This is a genomic window from Halomonas sp. NO4 (genome assembly GCF_010994375.1).
Lineage (GTDB): Bacteria > Pseudomonadota > Gammaproteobacteria > Pseudomonadales > Halomonadaceae > Halomonas.
In genome coordinates this window covers 218,451-234,806 of the sequence record NZ_WHMA01000004.1, presented here as the reverse complement: position 1 = coordinate 234,806, position 16,356 = coordinate 218,451, and the positions used below count along the sequence as shown (strand labels likewise).

Sequence of the window (16,356 nt, the reverse complement as noted above, 5' to 3'; positions counted from 1 at the left end):
GTCTTCATGGCAGGACCGTGGCCACGGCCCGGCTGCACCAGGACAGCACCGAACAACGCGACAGCGGGCGAGGCCCGCTCTCCGAGCCGGCTGCCGAGGCAACCGGCCGTTTTGCCGAAACCGGCACATCGGTACTCAACGTAACCTCAACCGAAGGACAGACAACGCCATGGTTACCATTCGTCTGGCACGTGGTGGCGCCAAGAAGCGTCCCTTCTACCACCTGACCGTGACCGATTCACGCAACGCCCGCGACGGCCGCTTCATCGAGCGCCTGGGCTTCTTCAACCCCATCGCCCGCGGCGGCGAAGAGCGTCTGCGCGTCGACCTCGACCGCATCGCCCACTGGCAGGAGCAGGGTGCCCAGCTCTCCGCCCGCGTGGCCGAGCTGGTCAAGGAAGCCCGCAAGCAGGCCTGAGCCTGCCGCGTCGGGGTGGCAAGATGAGTGCGCAGGCCGAACGCCACGAGGCGGACGAGCACGTGGTGCTGGGCAAGCTGACCAGTCCCTACGGTGTCAAGGGCTGGCTCAAGGTCTATTCCCACACCAGCCCCATGGAAGGCATCCTCGACTACGCCGAGTGGGTGGTGCGCCAGGGCGAGAGCCTGCAGCGCTACCGCCTGGCCCAGGGGCGCCGCCATGGCAAGGGTCTGGTGGCCCGGCTTGAGGGCTGCGACACCCGCGAGGCCGCCGAGGCGCTGGCCGGCGCCGAGATCCTGCTGCCCAAGTCGGCGCTGCCCGAGTTGCCGCGCGGCGACTACTACTGGCACGAGCTCGAGGGTTTGACGGTGGTGACCCGCGACGGTGCGGTGCTCGGCCAGGTGCAGTACCTGTTCGAGACCGGCGCCAACGACGTTCTGGTGGTAAAAGGCGACCCCGACGGCGAGCCGGCGGCCATCGACGATCGCGAACGGCTGTTGCCCTTCCTCCCCGACGAGGTGATCGTCGCGGTGGAGCCCGAGGCGGGCCGCATGACGGTCGAGTGGGATCCGGCATTTTGAGCGACGACGAGCTGTCGAGGGTCGCGCAGCCGGGCCTGTGGGTCGGCGTCGTCTCGCTCTTTCCGGAGATGTTCGAGGCGGTCAGCCGTCACGGCGTCACCGGGCGGGCGGTAGAGAAGGGGCGCATCGCGCTGGAGTTCTGGAACCCGCGCGACTATGCCACCGACCGCCATCGCACCGTGGACGACCGCCCCTACGGCGGCGGCCCCGGGATGCTGATGAAGGTCGACACCCTGCGTGCGGCCATCCACGCCGCCCGGCAGCGGGCGGCCGAGGCCACCGGCCAGCGCCCGCGGGTGGTCTACCTGTCGCCCCAGGGGCGACGGCTGGACCAGCGCGGCGTGCAGGACCTGGCGTCGGGGCCGCCCTTGGTGGTGGTGGCCGGACGCTACGAAGGCATCGATGAGCGGGTCGTGGAAACCGACATCGATGAAGAGTGGTCGATCGGCGACTATGTGCTCAGCGGCGGCGAGCTGCCGGCCATGGTGCTGATCGATGCCGCGGCCAGGCTGGTACCCGGTGTGCTCGGGCACCAGGATTCCGCGGTCGAGGACTCTTTCAACGCGGGGCTGCTGGACTGCCCGCACTACACCCGCCCCGAGGTGATCGACGGGCGGGGCGTGCCGGAGGTCCTGCTCAGCGGCAACCACGGCGCCATCCGGCGCTGGCGGTTGAAGCAGTCCCTGGGGCGGACCTGGCTGAGGCGCCCCGACCTGCTGGAAGGCAGGGCGTTGAGCAGTGAGCAGCGCACGTTGCTCGCGGAGTTCATCGAGGAATACGCGCTGATCACCAATCAGTAGGTCAGGGCGGAGGTGCGGGACGCAGAACGCCCCTGAGGCGGCGGCCCCGTGTCACCAACGACGCTCCCGCGCTCTCGAGTCTCGACTCGGGCGCCGGGATCACGATCCGCCGGCAACCAAGACGATCGGCGGATCCAGTTATCAAGGAGTCATAGTCATGAGCAGCAAGAACAAGGTGATCCAGGCGCTCGAAGCCGAGCAGATGAGCAAGGAAGTCCCGGCCTTCGCCCCGGGCGACACCGTGGTCGTCCAGGTCAAGGTCAAGGAGGGCAACCGCGAGCGTCTCCAGGCCTTCGAGGGCGTGGTGATCGGCAAGCGCAATCGCGGCCTGAACTCCGCCTTCACCGTGCGCAAGATCTCCCACGGGGTGGGCGTCGAGCGCACCTTCCAGACCTACAGCCCGCTGGTCGACTCCATCAGCGTCAAGCGTCGCGGCGACGTGCGCCAGGCCAAGCTCTACTACCTCCGCGAGCGCAGCGGCAAGTCCGCCCGCATCAAGGAAAAGCTGGCCTGAGTCCGGCCGCTTGACGGCGCGCCCCGCGGCGCCTGACAGGACCCCGTTACCGCTCGCGCGGGGCGGGGTCCTGTTGCATGGGGGCGTCTTCGGGAGCCCGCCATGAGCCCAATGGCCGATAGCGATCTGATCGATGCCTTCCTCGATGCCCTGTGGCTCGAGCAGGGGGCGAGCGAGCACACCCTGGCCGCCTATCGCCACGACCTGATAGCTTGGGCTGCGCACCTTGCCGAGGTGGGTGCCGGGCTGCTCGCCCCGGGGGCGGCGACGCTGCCGGCCTGGATCGACGCGCGCCGTGCCGCCGGCTACCGGCTGGCCAGCAACGCCCGGCTGCTCTCGAGCCTGCGCCGCTTCTACCGCTGGGCGCTCGTCGAGGGGCGTATCGCCTGCGACCCCCTGGCCGAGGTGCGCCTGCCTCGGGTGAGGCCGGCGCTGCCGGATACCCTGGAGGAGGCCGAGGTCGAGCGGCTGCTGGCTGCGCCCGATTTGGCGACCGACCTGGGCCTGCGCGACCGGGCCATGCTCGAGGTGCTCTACGGCTGCGGGCTGCGGGTCTCGGAGCTGGTGGGCCTGACGGTGGAGGCCGTCAACCTGCGCCAGGGCGTAGTGCGGGTGCGCGGCAAGGGCGACAAGGACCGGCTGGTCCCGCTGGGCGAGGAGGCCGTACACTGGCTCACGCGTTACCTGCGCACGGCGCGTGGCGCCCTGATGGACGACCCCACACGCCCGGCGCTCTTTCCCGGCCGCGGGGGTGCCAGCCTGACGCGCCAGGCCTTCTGGCACCGCATCAAGGCCCATGCGCGAACCGCCGGGATCACCCGGCCGCTGTCGCCGCACACCCTGCGCCACGCCTTCGCCACGCACCTGTTGAATCATGGGGCCAACCTGCGTGTCGTACAGCTGTTACTGGGTCACAGCGATCTCTCGACGACCCAGATCTATACGCATGTCGCCCAGGCGCGACTCGAAGCCCTGCACGCCGAACACCATCCTCGAGGCTGACCATGACCGATTCACCCTTGCGTTTCTCCGCTGCCCTGCTGGCCTTCTGCCTGACACTGCCCCTGGCCGCCCAGGCCGACGACGCCGAGCGTCTGGCCGAACGCCTCGAGGTGCGTGGTCAATCCATGCCGGTGGCCAGCATCCGCGAGACCCCGCTGGAGGGGTTCTTCGAAGTGCACCTGGAGAGCGGTGAGACCTTCTACAGCGATGCCGCCGGGGAGTACTTCCTGGTGGGGGATCTCTACGCGAACGGTGAACAGGGCTTGGTCAATCTCACCGAGCAGACCCGCAACTCCGAGCGCGCCGCGCGGCTTGCCGAGGTGCCCGAGAGCGAGCGGGTGGTGTTTCGCGGCACCGCCGAGACCCGCGCCGAAGTGGTCGTCTTCACCGACACCACCTGCCCCTACTGCCGGCAGTTCCACGAGGAGGTGCCCCGACTCAACGAGCTGGGCATCGAGGTGCACTACCTGGCCTTCCCGCGCACCGGCATGAATACCCAGGGTGCACGGCTGCTCGAGCAGGTGTGGTGCGCCGACAACCCGGCCGAGGCCATGACCACCGCCAAGCGCGGCGAGGGGCTGGAAAACGGCACGGACTGCGACAATCCGGTCGAGGCACAGTATCATCTGGGGCTGGAGCTCGGGGTGCAGGGCACGCCGGCGATCGTGCTGCCGGACGGGCGACTGGTGCCGGGCTATGTGCCCGCCGAACGCCTGGCCGGCATGCTCGGCCTGGACGACTGAGCGCGACAACGTGCCATTGACGCCATCGATGCAAGGGCGGCCGGCGAGAGCCGCTGCCACGCCCTTCGCGACGCCAACGAGCTGGACACGCAACGATCAGGGGAGCAGGACAGTGAAACCGGTGAGAGTGGGAATCTGTGGTCTGGGGACCGTCGGGGGCGGTACCTTCAACGTGCTGATGCGCAACGCCGACGACATCGCCCGGCGAGCGGGCCGGCCGATCGTCGTCGAACAGGTCGCGCACCGTAGCCTCAACCCGGAGTGCGACCTCACCGGCATCAAGACCACCACCGACATCTACGAGGTGGCACGCAATCCCGACGTGGATGTGCTGGTGGAACTGGTCGGCGGCTACGACGTGGCCCGCGAGCTGGTGCTGACCGCGATCGCCAACGGCAAGCACGTGGTCACCGCCAACAAGGCGCTGATCGCCGTGCACGGCAACGAGATCTTCCAGGCCGCCCATGAAAAGGGTGTGATCGTCGCCTTCGAGGCTGCCGTGGCCGGCGGCATTCCGGTGATCAAGTCGCTGCGCGAGGGGCTCGGCGCCAATCGCATCGAGTGGGTGGCGGGCATCATCAACGGCACCGGCAACTACATCCTCACCCACATGCGCAGCGAGGGACGCGCCTTCGAGGATGTTCTGGCCGAGGCCCAGGCGCTGGGCTACGCCGAGGCGGACCCGACCTTCGACGTCGAGGGCATCGACGCGGCCCACAAGCTGACCATCCTCGCCTCCATCGCCTACGGCGTGCCGCTGCAGTTCGAGAAGGCCTACACCGAGGGCATCTCGCGGGTGACGTTCGACGATGTCGAGCAGGCCGACAACCTGGGCTACGTGATCAAGCACCTGGGCATCTCCAAGCGCACCGACGCCGGCCTCGAGCTGCGCGTGCACCCGACGCTGATTCCCAAGGAGCGGCTGCTGGCCAATGTGCATGGCGTCAAGAACGCCATCGCCATCATGGGCGACGCCGTGGGCCCGACCCTCTACTACGGCGCCGGCGCCGGCGCCGAGCCCACCGCCTCGGCGGTGGTCGCCGACCTGCTCGACGTGGCCCGCGACATTACCACTGACCACCACTACCGGGTGCCCTACCTGGCGTTCAGCGGTATCGGCGAGGGTGAAGGCAGCCAGCCGATCCTGCCCATGGAAGACATCGTCACCGCCTATTACCTGCGCCTGCTGGCGGTGGACCGCCCCGGGGTGCTGGCACGGGTGGCCACCATTCTCTCCGAGCAGGGCATCTCCATCGAGGCGCTGGTGCAGAAGGAGGCGACCGAGGGCGAGCTGGTGCCGATCATCCTGCTCACCCACTGCTGTCGCGAGAAGCACATGAACGAGGCGATTCGCCAGATCGAGTCGATGGCCGATATCGCCGGCTCGGTGACGCGCATCCGCGTCGAAAGCCTCGACGAGCAGGAATAACCCATGCGCTACATCAGCACCCGCGGGCAGGCGCCCGCGCTCTCTTTCGAGGAAGTCGTGCTCACCGGCATGGCCAGCGACGGTGGCCTCTACGTGCCGGAGAGCATTCCGACGCTCTCCCGCGACGACCTGGCCGCCATGGCCGGGCTGTCGTATGCCGAGATCGCCTTTCGGGTGATGAAACCCTACGTCAACGGCGAGATCGATGACGAGACGTTCCGTGCCCTCGTGCACGACGCCTATTCGACCTTCAGCCACGACGCCGTGGTGCCGCTCAACCAGCTCGACGCCAACCACTTCCTGCTCGAGCTCTTCCACGGGCCGACGCTGGCCTTCAAGGACGTCGCCCTGCAGCTGCTGGGGCGGATTCTCGACCACTTCCTGGCCAAGCGCGGCGAGCGTGCGGTGATCATGGGTGCCACCTCCGGCGACACCGGCTCGGCGGCCATCGAGGGGTGTCGCCACTGCGACAACCTCGACATCTTCATCCTGCATCCGCACAACCGGGTTTCGGAGGTGCAGCGCCGCCAGATGACCACGGTGCTCGCCGACAACGTCTTCAATGTCGCCATCGAGGGCAATTTCGACGACGCCCAGGCGATGGTCAAGGCGAGTTTCGCCGACCAGGCGTTTCTGAACGGCACGCGCCTGGTGGCGGTAAACTCCATCAACTGGGCACGCATCATGGCCCAGATCGTCTACTACGTGGCCGCTGGTGTGGCGCTGGGTTCGCCGCATCGTCAGGTGAGTTTCTGCGTGCCCTCGGCCAACTTCGGCAACGTCTTCGCTGGCTACATGGCGTATCGCGCGGGGCTGCCGGTCAAGCAGTTCGTCATCGCCACCAATGCCAACGACATCCTGCACCGCACGCTGGCCGACAACGACTTCTCCAAGCGGGAGCTGGTCGCCACGCTCGCCCCCTCCATGGACATCGTGGTGTCGTCCAATTTCGAGCGGCTGCTGTTCGAGGCCTACGAGCGCGATGGGGCCGCCGTGGCGTCGCTGCTCGAGCGCTTCCAGGCCGAGCCCACGGCACTCGCCGAGGCGCCGCTGGCCAAGTTGCGCGACAAGTTCGCCAGCCACAGTGTGGATGACACCACCATCCTCGAGGTGATTCGCGAGGCGCACCACCGCACCCAGGAGATCCTCGACCCGCACACCGCCACCGGCTACCGTGCCGCCGAGCAGGCGCGCACCGATACCGCGACGCCGATGATCACCCTGGCCACTGCGCATCCGGCCAAGTTCGCCGAGGCGGTGGTCAAGGCCGGCTTCCCGGGCGTGCCGCTGCCGCCGCACATGGATGATCTGCTGGAGCGCGAGGAGCGCTACACGGTGCTGCCGGCCGAGCTGGCCGAGGTGCAGAAGTTCGTCGCGGAGAATCGGCGGTAGGCGGTAGCCTGCCCACTCAGGGCTGATCCGGCGGACAGGCCTACGAGGGGGCGCTGTGAACCCCTCCCTGGGCGCTACTTTTGCCATCCATGGCAAAAGACCCCTTCTTCGGCCTGTCCCCGGCGCCCTTCGCTCGGCACGGCGTTCCCATCGCCGTGCACCAATGGAAGCGAACCAGAGGAGCCACGCGTGGACGTGATTGTCCCGCCCGACCTGCACGCCCGACTCAAGCCGCGGCTGCTGCCGCGGCCGCGCAACGCGGCGCTCTATGCCCGCGCGCGCCAGGAGGGGCTCACCGAGCTCCAGGCGCGGGTGCTGGCCGGGCGCCTGGTCGCCTATGAGGGCGACCTCGCGCCGCTGGTCTCGCCCAGCCTGCGCTACCTCGAGCACCCCGAGCGCCTGGCCGACGGCCGCCGTGCCGCCGAGCGCATCGCCCGGGCCGTGGTCGACGGCGAGCATATCGGCATCCTCACCGATTACGACGTCGACGGCATCACCTCCCACGTGGTGATTCGGCGCACCCTGGTGGAACTCTTCGGCGTGCCGGAGGCGAAGCTGCACAGCCTGATCGGCCACCGCATCCATGACGGCTACGGCATCAGCCTGCCGCTGGTGGAGCGCACGCTCGCGCTCGAGCCGCGGCCGAGCCTGGTGATCACCGCCGACTGCGGTAGCAGCGACGAACCGCGCATCGCGCGCCTTTGTGCCTCCGGCATCGACGTGGTGGTAAGCGACCACCACGCCCTGCCGCTGGAAGGGCCGCCGGCCTCGGCGTTTGCCTGCGTCAACCCCACCCGTGACGACTGCACCTATCCCGACGCCACCATCGCCGGCTGCATGGTGGCGTGGCTGGTGATGTCGCTGTCGCGCCAGGTGCTGATCGAGTGGGGGGCACTACCCTCGGCCACGCCCAAGCTGTCGCCCTGGCTCTCCTACGTGGCGCTGGGCACGGTGGCCGACTGCGTGTCGCTGGGGGCAAGCCCCGCCAACCGCGCTGTGGTCAGCCACGGCCTCACTCTGATCAACCGTATGGAGGCCGCCTGCTGGCGCACCATGGCGGCGCGTCTCGGCGAGGACAGCGTGCCCTTCGACGCCGAGACCCTGGCCTTCCAGATGGGGCCGCGCATCAACGCGCGCTCGCGCCTGGACGACCCCTACGCAGCGCTGCATTTCATGTTGGCCGCCGACGACGCCGTGGCGGCCCGACACCTCGAGACCCTCGACCAGGACAACCAGTCGCGCAAGGCGATCGAGGCGGAGATGGCCGAGGAGGCCAAGGCCCTGGCCCTGCCGGCACTGGCCGCCGACGAGCCGGTTCTCGTGGTGTTCCTCGAGGATGGCCACCCGGGTGTGCAGGGCATCGTCGCCTCGCGCCTGGTGCAGGCCTATGGGCGCCCGGCATTGGTGCTCACCCCGGCCGCTGCCCCGGGCATGCTCACCGGCTCGGGGCGCTCCATCGAGGCTCTGCACCTTCGCGACGCCCTGCAGCGTACCTTCGAGCTCGCCCCCGAGGCGCTGCCGCGCTTCGGAGGCCATCGCGGTGCCGCCGGCGTCGGCGTGCCCCACGAGCAACTGGACGCGTTTCGTGCCGCCTTCCGGCAGGCAGTGGGCGAGCAGTTGGTCGGCGTCGAGCTGGGGCCGCGCATCCTCACCGATGGCGAACTCACTGCCGCCCAGCTCGATCTGGCCACCCTGGCCGAACTCGAGGCGCTGGGGCCCTACGGCCGGGAGTTCGATGCGCCGCTCTTCGAGGGCGAGTTTCTTGTCGAGAACCTGCGTGTGGTGGGGGCGGACGGCACGCACCTGATGCTGGAGCTCTCTGCCGGCAGCGCCAGCCACCGCGCCATCTGGTTCCGGGCGCTCACACCCGGTGAGTTGCCCGGCTTCGAGGTGGGCGCACGGCTGTGCTGCGCCTTCCGGCTCACCCGCAATCGCTGGCGGGGAAGAGAGAGCCTGCAGCTGATGATCGAACATGCTGAGCCTGTAAAATAAGGAATAGTCGATGGATCCGCAGGACTTGCCCACCGACCCCCACCGGTCGTACGAGGACGTGCTGGCGCTGCTGGTGGGCACGCTCTTCGTGGCGCTCGGCGTCACCTTCTACACCCAGGCGCTGCTGCTCACCGGCAGCACCGCCGGCCTGGCCTTCCTGCTGCAGTACGCCAGCGGCTGGCGCTTCGGGGTATGGTTCTTCCTCATCAACCTGCCGTTCTACTGGCTGGCGATTCGGCGCATGGGCGTCTCGTTCACGCTGCGCACCTTCGTCGCCATCGGCCTGGTATCGCTGTTCTCCGAGCTGAGCGGTCGGTGGGTGGCGTTCGACAGCCTCAATCCGCTCTATGCCGCGCTGATGGGCGGTAGCCTGATCGGTATCGGCATGCTGATCCTGTTTCGCCACCGCGCGAGCCTGGGCGGGGTCAATATCCTGGTGCTCTACCTGCAGGAACGCTATGGCTGGCGTGCAGGCTATGTGCAGTTGGGGATCGACGCGGCCATCATGCTTGCCGCGTTCCTGGTGCTACCCCCCGAGCGGGTGGGCCTCTCGGTGCTGGGGGCCTTGGCGCTCAACCTGATCATTGCGCTGAATCACAAGCCCGGCCGCTATATGGGGGTTTCCTAGGCGATTCGTCAATAGGTGGGCCAGACGCCAGGCGTGGCCAACTCCAGCAGGTGGCCATCCGGGTCGCGGAAATAGACGCTTTCCCCGCCTCTGGGCCAGTGGGTGCGGCCCTCGACGGCAATGCCGTGATCCTCGAGCTGGCGCTCCCAGGCGGGCAGTTCGCTTTCGGCGATAGCGAAGGCCATGTGCACCCGCCCCTTGCCGTCGTGGGGCGGAATGGTGCCCATGCCGTCGGGCAGGTGGACGGTTTCCAGTGTCTCGCCCTGGAGGAACAGCAGCAGGACCGTGCTGGCACCGACATCGTAGGCGGTGAAGCGGTGATCGGCGTTGAAGGGCTCGAGACCCATCACGCCTTCGAAGAAGATCCGCGCCCGGTCCATGTCTTCCACGTAGAGCGCGGTCTCCAGCACGCCATTGAGCTTGGGCATGGTCGTTCTCCTGACGGGCTCTTGGCTCTTAGCCTAGCAGCCTGGCGAGTCGCCCCATGCCCGGGCCGCTATTCGGCGACTCTCCCTGGCCCCACCTCGGCGGCCCCACCTCGGCGGCCCCACTCAGTCAGCTACCCAGAACCACCAGACGATGGCGGCGATCAGGGCGAGTCCGGCGAAGTTGACGATCCAGCTCATGCCTTGGCCTCCTGTGGTTGTGGCGCGGCCTCGTCGGGGCGAGCGGCCCCCGGCGGGCGCTTGAGGCGCAGCCGGTTGGCGTTGCTGACCACGGTGATCGAGGAGAGCGACATGGCCGCCCCGGCGATCATCGGCGAGAGCAGCATGCCGGTGACCGGATAGAGCACGCCGGCGGCGATGGGGATGCACAGTACGTTGTAGCCGAAGGCACCCACCAGGTTCTGCTTGATGTTGGCAAGTGTCAGGCGGCTGATCTCGATGGCGTCTGCAACGCCATGCAGCGAGCCGCGCATCAGCGTGATGCCGGCGCTCTCGATGGCCACGTCGGTGCCCTGGCCGATGGCGAAGCCCACACTGGCGCGGGCCAGCGCCGGGGCGTCGTTGATGCCGTCGCCCACCATGCCGACCACCTCGCCGGCCTGCTGCCGCCGCTCGATCTCGGCGTGCTTGTCCTCGGGCCTGAGGCCGGCGCGATAGTCGTCGATACCCACTTCGCTGGCGATGGCGGCGGCGGTATGGGCGTTGTCGCCGGTAAGCATGATGACCCGGAGGCCGTCGGCCTGCAGGCGCTTGATCGCGGAGGCGGCATCGCCACGCAGCGGGTCGCTGATGCCGAACAGGGCGGCCAGCCGGCCGTCGACGGCGAGGTACACCACCGTGCGCGCCTTCGTCTCCAGCCGGGAGGCGATATCGCGGCCGCTCGCCAGGTCGACCCCGGCGTCCTCCAGCAACCGGGCGTTGCCCAGCAGCAGCGGCGTGCCGTCGGGGGTGGTCGCCTTCACCCCGCCGCCGGTGACACTCTCGAAGTCACGGACGTCGGTCGGCTCGGCGCCCGCCTCGTCGGCGTGCGCCAGCAGCGCCGCGGCCAGCGGATGCTCGGAGCCGCGCTCCAGGGAGGCCACCCATCCCAGCACCTGGCGCTCATCGCCGTCGAGGCCTACGCCAGAGAAAAAGTGCGCCTCGGTGACCCGCGGCTTGCCCTCGGTAAGGGTGCCGGTCTTGTCCACCACCAGGGTGGTGAGCCGGCTCGCCGTCTGCAGCGCCTCGCCGCTTCGCACCAGCACGCCGTGCTCGGCGGCTTTGCCGACGCCAATCATGGTGGAGATCGGCGTGGCCAGGCCCAGGGCGCAGGGGCAGGCGATGATCAGCACCGTGGTGGCGGTGACCAGCATGTGGATCACCCGCGGTTCTGCCCCGAAGTTGAACCAGGCCAGCGCCGTGACCACGGCGATGATCATCACCGAGGGCACGAAGATGCTCGATACCTTGTCGGCCAGCTCGCCGATGGGCGGACGTGAGTTCTGAGCGCGCGCCACCTGCTCGGTGATCTGTCCCAGACGGGTGTCGGCACCGACGCGGGTGGCGCGGTAGACCAGGCCGCCCTTGCCGTTGACGGTACCGGCGCTCACCTCGTCGTCCTCGCCCTTGGTCACGGGCACGGGCTCGCCGGTGAGCATCGACTCGTCGATGTGGCTGGACCCCTCGGTCACCACGCCGTCCACCGGCAGGCGCTCGCCGGGGCGAACCCGGATGCGGTCGCTCTCGCGCACTTCATCGACGTCGATCTCGCGCTCCTCACCGTCGCGGATCACCCGGGCGGTGCGGCTCTGCAGGTCCAGCAGGCGCTTGAGCGCCTCGCTGGTGCGGCCGCGCGCCCTGAGCTCCAGGGCGTTGCCGAGCAGCACCAGGCCGATGACCATCGCCGAGGCCTCGAAGTAGATGCCGTGGGCCACCTCGGGCAGCCAGGGGGCGAAGGCCACTACCGCCATGGAGTAGAGCCAGGCAGTGCCGGTACCCATGGCGATCAGGGTGTCCATGTTGGCCTGGTGGTGCCTGAAGTTTTTCCAGGCATTGACGAAGAAGTGGCGACCCGGCCATACCAGCACGGCGAGCGTCAGCAGACCGATCACCAGCCAGTAGAGGCGACCGCCGCCCACCGGGTGCGGGTGGTAGACGAACATGCTGGCCATCAAGGGTATGGCCAGGGCCAGCGACCAGGCGCTGCCGCGCAGACGCTGGCGGTAGGTCTTCTCGTCTTTTTCGGCACGGGCCTGCTCGGCCTGGCGCAGGTCGCGGATCGGCTCGGCGCTGTAGCCCACGGATTCGACCGCCGCCACCAGGGCGTCGGTCTCGGCGCTACCGTGGACCTGGGCGGTATGGGTGCCGAAGTTGACGGCGGCCGTGGCGACGCCCGGCGTGCGTTCCAGCGCCTGCTGCACGCTCTTCACGCAGCTCGCACAGGTCATGCCGCTGATCGACAGCCGCTGGGTGGTGACCCCCTCGGCAGGCTCGTCGGTGTCAGAAGCCGTGCTGCTGTCGGTGGCGGTCTCGGTGCTCTCCGCTGCGGTTGGCGCTGTTGGTGCCACTCCGTCGCTCGGGGGGTAGCCAGCCTCGCTCAGGGCGGCATCGAGGGCCTCGTCGTCTAGGACAGTGGTCACGTCCAGGCGCTTCTCGGCCGGGGTGCCGACCACTTCGGCCTTGCCGTCTCGGGCCTGGATCGCCTCGCGCATGCGCTTCACGCAGCCCTGGCAGCTCATGCCGGGAATCTGGCGCGTCAACTGGTGACGGCGGGCTTCGTGGCTTTGCGGCGCCTCGGGGGGATAGCCGGCCTCATTGAGCAACCCGTCAAGGGCCTCGGCATCGAGAGTGGCCGTGACCTCGAGGCGCTTCTCGGCCGGCGTGCCGATGACGTCGGCCTCCGGATCACGCGCCTGTATGGCGCGCCGCATATTGCTCACGCAGCCCTGGCAGCTCATGCCGGGCACGGTGCGCACCTGTGCTCGTCTGGTGTTCATTGGGCCTCCTTGGCGGGGCGCGCCTCGTCGTCTCGCAGCGGTTCGGGAAAGCTCTCGATCAGCCGGCACAGGCTGTGGCCGTCGGGCGTGCCGTCGGGCATCTCGGCCCAGGCATCGAGTGCCTGCTCCATGCGTTCGGCGAGGGCTTCGAGCTCGCGGATGCGGGCGCGGATCTCCGGCAGGCGGGCGGCCAGCAGGTCGCGCACCATGGGGCAGGGTGAGTCGCCGTGGTCGGCATGGGCGAGAATGTCGCGTACCTCGGCCACGCTGAAGCCCAGGGTGCGGGCGCGCTGGATGAAGCGCAGCCGCTCGAGGTCGGTCTCGTCGTAGCGATGGTAGCCGTTGTCCGGGTCGCGCTCGGGGTTCAGCAGCCCCTCGCGGGTGTAGTGGCGCACCGTCTCGCCGGTGACCCCGGTGCACCGCGCCAGCTCGTTGACCTTCATGATGTTGAATCTCGTCGCTCACAGTTTCGGGTAGTGTAAAACCTTTGGGTTACGCAAAGGTCAAGAGTTCCCGCTCTCGTGAAGCAGGGGTTGCGGCGGGCCATCGGATAGCGGCGCTTCAAGGACTTAGGTAAGGTTGCCACTAAAGTATTAGGTTTTTGAGTATTAAAACGAACGTTTGCCCTTGATCCGCGAAGGCCGATAAGCGACAACTGAGGCCATGAGAGTCCTGCCAAGGGCCGAATAACGATCCGCGCCAGCGCAAGAGGAACCCGAAACCATGCACAACAAGTTCAACAAGCTTTCATGGGCCGTGGCCATCGCCGCCGCCACCTTCGCCGGCCAGGCCCACGCGGGCGGCTACCAGGTCAACGAGCAGAGCGTCAGCGGCCAGGGCTATGGTCACGCCGGCCGCAGCTCCAACGTCAACGACGCCACCATCGTTTTCGGCAACCCGGCGGGCATGTTGTTTCTCGATCGCGCCCAGGTGACGGCGGGTGGCACCTACCTGAACGTCAGTAGCGATATCGATAATGCCGAGGCGACTCGTAGCAGCGTTCTAACTGGAGGTATGGCCCAGCCCGTGGATGGAACGGCTGAGGGTGATATGGTGCCTGGGAAATTCATTCCCTTTGCCTTCTATGCTCAGCCGGTGACCGACAAGCTGGCCTTTGGGTTCGGTGTTTATGCGCCCTTCGGCTCGGAGACGGACTACGAAGACGGCTTCATCGGCCGCAACCTGGGCAACTACACCCAACTGACGGTGATGAGCGCCCAGCCGACTGTTTCTTATCGGTTCAACGACCAGTGGTCGGTGGGTGCGGGCATTACCTATAATCGTGTGGATGGGGAGCTGCATAGACAAGTGCCTACAATTGTTCCTGGCCCCGCAACGGCGGAAGCTGATGCCCGGGTGGAAGGTGACGACGATGGTTGGGGATACAACCTCGGTGTGTTGTTCCAACCGGCACCAGAAACCACACTTGGCCTGACCTATCGCTCCAAAGTTGATTACACCTTGACCGGTGATTTTCAAGCCACGGTCGGAGGGATGGTTCAAAGTGAGAGTGATGCCAGCCTAGACTTAACAACTCCTGAAAACATCAACTTCTCCATCACTCAGCAGATGAGTGATAAGTTCAAGATGATGTTCGGGGCTTCCTGGACACGTTGGGAACGGTTCGATGAGATCCGCGTGGTCGATCCAAATGATCCGAGCGGCGATCCCATCACCTTGGAGGAGCAGGATTACTCCAATGCCTGGGCCTTCGCCGCAGGTGGTGAATACCAGCTCAATCCGCAGTGGGCGCTGCGGGCCGGCGTGACCATCGATAATACTCCGACCAGTGATGAGTTCCGCAGTGCGCGAATTCCCTCGGATGATCGCCGAATCTTCTCGCTGGGGGCAGGTTGGACACCCACCGAAAACCTGACTTTAGACTTCGCCTACTCCTACCTGACTGAGCGGAGCACTACTGTGAGCCAGGAACGGGTGGATAGCGGTCCTGGTGGGGATGTGACTTCTACTTACTCCGCCGACTACAAGAACGAGGCCCACGCCTTCGGTGCACAGCTGACCTATCGCTTCTGACAGCGAGCCCGTTCATGGCGATGCAGACGACCCGGCTTCGGTCGGGTCGTCTGCGTCTGGGTGGCCGACGCGGCCATGATGCGACGACGCGGCACATTCGCTACAATGGTCGCCCTTTCCGTGCCGCCGGGGCCCTGGTGACCGACCAGCGCCGCGGCGGCCGTTTTGCCACTGACGATTCAGGTGAGCGATCCATGCTGGAAACCAACGCCATCCACAACCGCATCAAGGACCTGTCTGAGCGGACAGACGTCCTGAGGGGGTATCTTTGACTATGCCGAGAAGAAGGATCGGCTGGAAGAAGTAACCCGCGAGCTGGAGGATCCGGACGTCTGGAGCGATCCGGACTACGCCCAGAAGCTAGGCAAGGAGCGCGCCACGCTGGAGGCCATCGTCGCCACCATCGACGAGCTGGAGCAGGGGCTGGGCGACAGCCGCGACCTGCTGGAGCTGGCCGAGATGGAAGCGGACGAGGGCACCGTCGCCGAGGTCGAGAAGGAGCTCGAGGGCTATCAGGCGAATCTGCAGAAGCTCGAGTTCCGGCGCATGTTCTCCGGCGAGATGGACGCCAACAACGCTTACCTGGACATCCAGGCCGGCTCCGGCGGCACCGAGGCCCAGGACTGGGCCAACATGCTGCTGCGCATGTACCTGCGCTGGTGCGAGCACCACGGCTTCAAGGCGGAGATCATCGAGCTCTCCGCGGGCGAGGTGGCCGGCATCAAGTCGGCGACCCTGCACGTTCAGGGAGACTATGCCTTCGGTTGGCTGCGCACCGAGACCGGGGTGCACCGCCTGGTGCGCAAGAGCCCCTTCGATTCCGGCGGGCGCCGTCACACCTCCTTCGCCTCGGTGTTCCTGTCGCCGGAGGTGGACGACAGCTTCGAGATCGAGATCAACCCCGCGGACCTGCGGACCGACACCTACCGCTCCAGCGGGGCGGGCGGCCAGCACGTCAATACCACCGACTCCGCCGTGCGCATCACCCACGAGCCCACCGGCATCGTGGTGGCCTGCCAGAGCCAGCGCAGCCAGCACGCCAACCGCGACTTCGCCATGAAGCAGCTCAAGGCGAAGCTGTGGGAGCACGAGATGGAGAAGCGCAACGCCGCCAAGCAGCAGGCCGAGGAGGCCAAGGCCGATATCGGCTGGGGCAGCCAGATTCGCTCCTATGTGCTTGATGACCAGCGCATCAAGGACCTGCGCACCGGCGTGCAGACGAGCAACTGCGAGAAGGTGCTGGACGGCGACCTGGATCAGTTCATCGAAGCCAGCCTCAAGCAGGGCCTGTAGCCTGCTGCGCTCGCCGAGATGGCGTTGACCTCGGGATGGATGTTGCCGAGGGGCGCCTTGTCTCGGCATCCCTCGCGCGGCTCCAGGAGCACAGCTTCTTCATTGGATT

Annotated in this window: 16 protein-coding genes; 13 read left to right on the top strand and 3 right to left on the bottom strand. The window is 67.4% G+C overall.

Annotated features, from left to right (window positions below; all coding sequences use genetic code 11):
• Positions 1-169 precede the first annotated feature (169 nt).
• From rpsP to FEF15_RS05530, 10 genes are all read left to right on the top strand, one after another.
• Positions 170-418 (top strand): 30S ribosomal protein S16, encoded by a 249-nt coding sequence (gene rpsP, locus FEF15_RS05575; RefSeq protein WP_134844790.1) that lies wholly within the window; start codon positions 170-172, stop codon positions 416-418.
• A gap of 23 nt (positions 419-441) precedes the next feature.
• A complete protein-coding gene (rimM, locus tag FEF15_RS05570; RefSeq protein WP_163558156.1) occupies positions 442-999 on the top strand; it encodes a ribosome maturation factor RimM in 558 nt (185 codons plus the stop codon).
• Positions 1,000-1,034: 35 nt separating this feature from the next.
• Positions 1,035-1,799 carry a tRNA (guanosine(37)-N1)-methyltransferase TrmD gene (gene trmD, locus FEF15_RS05565; RefSeq protein WP_163558185.1) on the top strand — a complete coding sequence of 255 codons (765 nt, stop codon included), beginning with the start codon at positions 1,035-1,037 and terminating at the stop codon, positions 1,797-1,799.
• A 157-nt stretch (positions 1,800-1,956) separates the two neighbouring features.
• Complete coding sequence (rplS, locus tag FEF15_RS05560) at positions 1,957-2,313, top strand: 50S ribosomal protein L19 (protein WP_023005502.1); 357 nt, start codon at positions 1,957-1,959, stop codon at positions 2,311-2,313.
• Between the two features lie 111 nt (positions 2,314-2,424).
• Positions 2,425-3,315, top strand: coding sequence for a site-specific tyrosine recombinase XerD (gene xerD / locus FEF15_RS05555; protein WP_163558184.1), 891 nt, complete (start codon positions 2,425-2,427; stop codon positions 3,313-3,315).
• 2 nt (positions 3,316-3,317) lie between these two features.
• A complete protein-coding gene (locus FEF15_RS05550; protein ID WP_163558155.1) occupies positions 3,318-4,058 on the top strand; it encodes a DsbC family protein in 741 nt (246 codons plus the stop codon).
• A gap of 112 nt (positions 4,059-4,170) precedes the next feature.
• Positions 4,171-5,487, top strand: a complete 1,317-nt coding sequence (locus FEF15_RS05545) for a homoserine dehydrogenase (protein ID WP_163558154.1) — start codon at positions 4,171-4,173, stop codon at positions 5,485-5,487.
• Between the two features lie 3 nt (positions 5,488-5,490).
• Complete coding sequence (gene thrC, locus FEF15_RS05540) at positions 5,491-6,879, top strand: threonine synthase (protein WP_163558153.1); 1,389 nt, start codon at positions 5,491-5,493, stop codon at positions 6,877-6,879.
• A 189-nt stretch (positions 6,880-7,068) separates the two neighbouring features.
• Positions 7,069-8,871, top strand: a complete 1,803-nt coding sequence (locus FEF15_RS05535) for a DHHA1 domain-containing protein (protein ID WP_163558152.1) — start codon at positions 7,069-7,071, stop codon at positions 8,869-8,871.
• Positions 8,872-8,881: 10 nt separating this feature from the next.
• Positions 8,882-9,499 carry a YitT family protein gene (locus tag FEF15_RS05530; protein ID WP_163558151.1) on the top strand — a complete coding sequence of 206 codons (618 nt, stop codon included), beginning with the start codon at positions 8,882-8,884 and terminating at the stop codon, positions 9,497-9,499.
• 8 nt (positions 9,500-9,507) lie between these two features.
• Here the strand turns inward: FEF15_RS05530 and FEF15_RS05525 are convergent, their stop codons facing one another.
• From FEF15_RS05525 to FEF15_RS05515, 3 genes are all read right to left on the bottom strand, one after another.
• Entirely contained in the window at positions 9,508-9,927 is a 420-nt protein-coding gene (locus FEF15_RS05525) for a VOC family protein (RefSeq protein ID WP_163558150.1), read from the bottom strand.
• A 194-nt stretch (positions 9,928-10,121) separates the two neighbouring features.
• Positions 10,122-12,662 (bottom strand): heavy metal translocating P-type ATPase, encoded by a 2,541-nt coding sequence (locus tag FEF15_RS05520; RefSeq protein ID WP_205598481.1) that lies wholly within the window; start codon positions 12,660-12,662, stop codon positions 10,122-10,124.
• A 254-nt stretch (positions 12,663-12,916) separates the two neighbouring features.
• Positions 12,917-13,363: a MerR family transcriptional regulator gene (locus tag FEF15_RS05515; RefSeq protein WP_163558149.1), complete on the bottom strand. Its 447-nt coding sequence runs from the start codon at positions 13,361-13,363 to the stop codon at positions 12,917-12,919.
• A gap of 280 nt (positions 13,364-13,643) precedes the next feature.
• On the opposite strand from FEF15_RS05515, the gene FEF15_RS05510 reads away from it, so the two are divergent.
• From FEF15_RS05510 to prfB, 3 genes are all read left to right on the top strand, one after another.
• Positions 13,644-14,954 carry an outer membrane protein transport protein gene (locus tag FEF15_RS05510; RefSeq protein ID WP_163558148.1) on the top strand — a complete coding sequence of 437 codons (1,311 nt, stop codon included), beginning with the start codon at positions 13,644-13,646 and terminating at the stop codon, positions 14,952-14,954.
• Between the two features lie 14 nt (positions 14,955-14,968).
• On the top strand, positions 14,969-15,226 hold the full coding sequence (locus tag FEF15_RS19220) for a hypothetical protein (protein WP_205598482.1): 258 nt from the start codon (positions 14,969-14,971) through the stop codon (positions 15,224-15,226).
• Positions 15,149-16,247 (top strand): peptide chain release factor 2 gene (prfB, locus tag FEF15_RS05505; protein ID WP_163558147.1). Its coding sequence is split into 2 segments (ribosomal slippage): positions 15,149-15,223 and positions 15,225-16,247, totalling 1,098 coding nucleotides; the frame shifts between segments, so codons are not numbered across the junction. The genes FEF15_RS19220 and prfB overlap by 78 nt, the downstream gene beginning before the upstream one ends.
• The last annotated feature ends 109 nt before the right edge of the window (positions 16,248-16,356 follow it).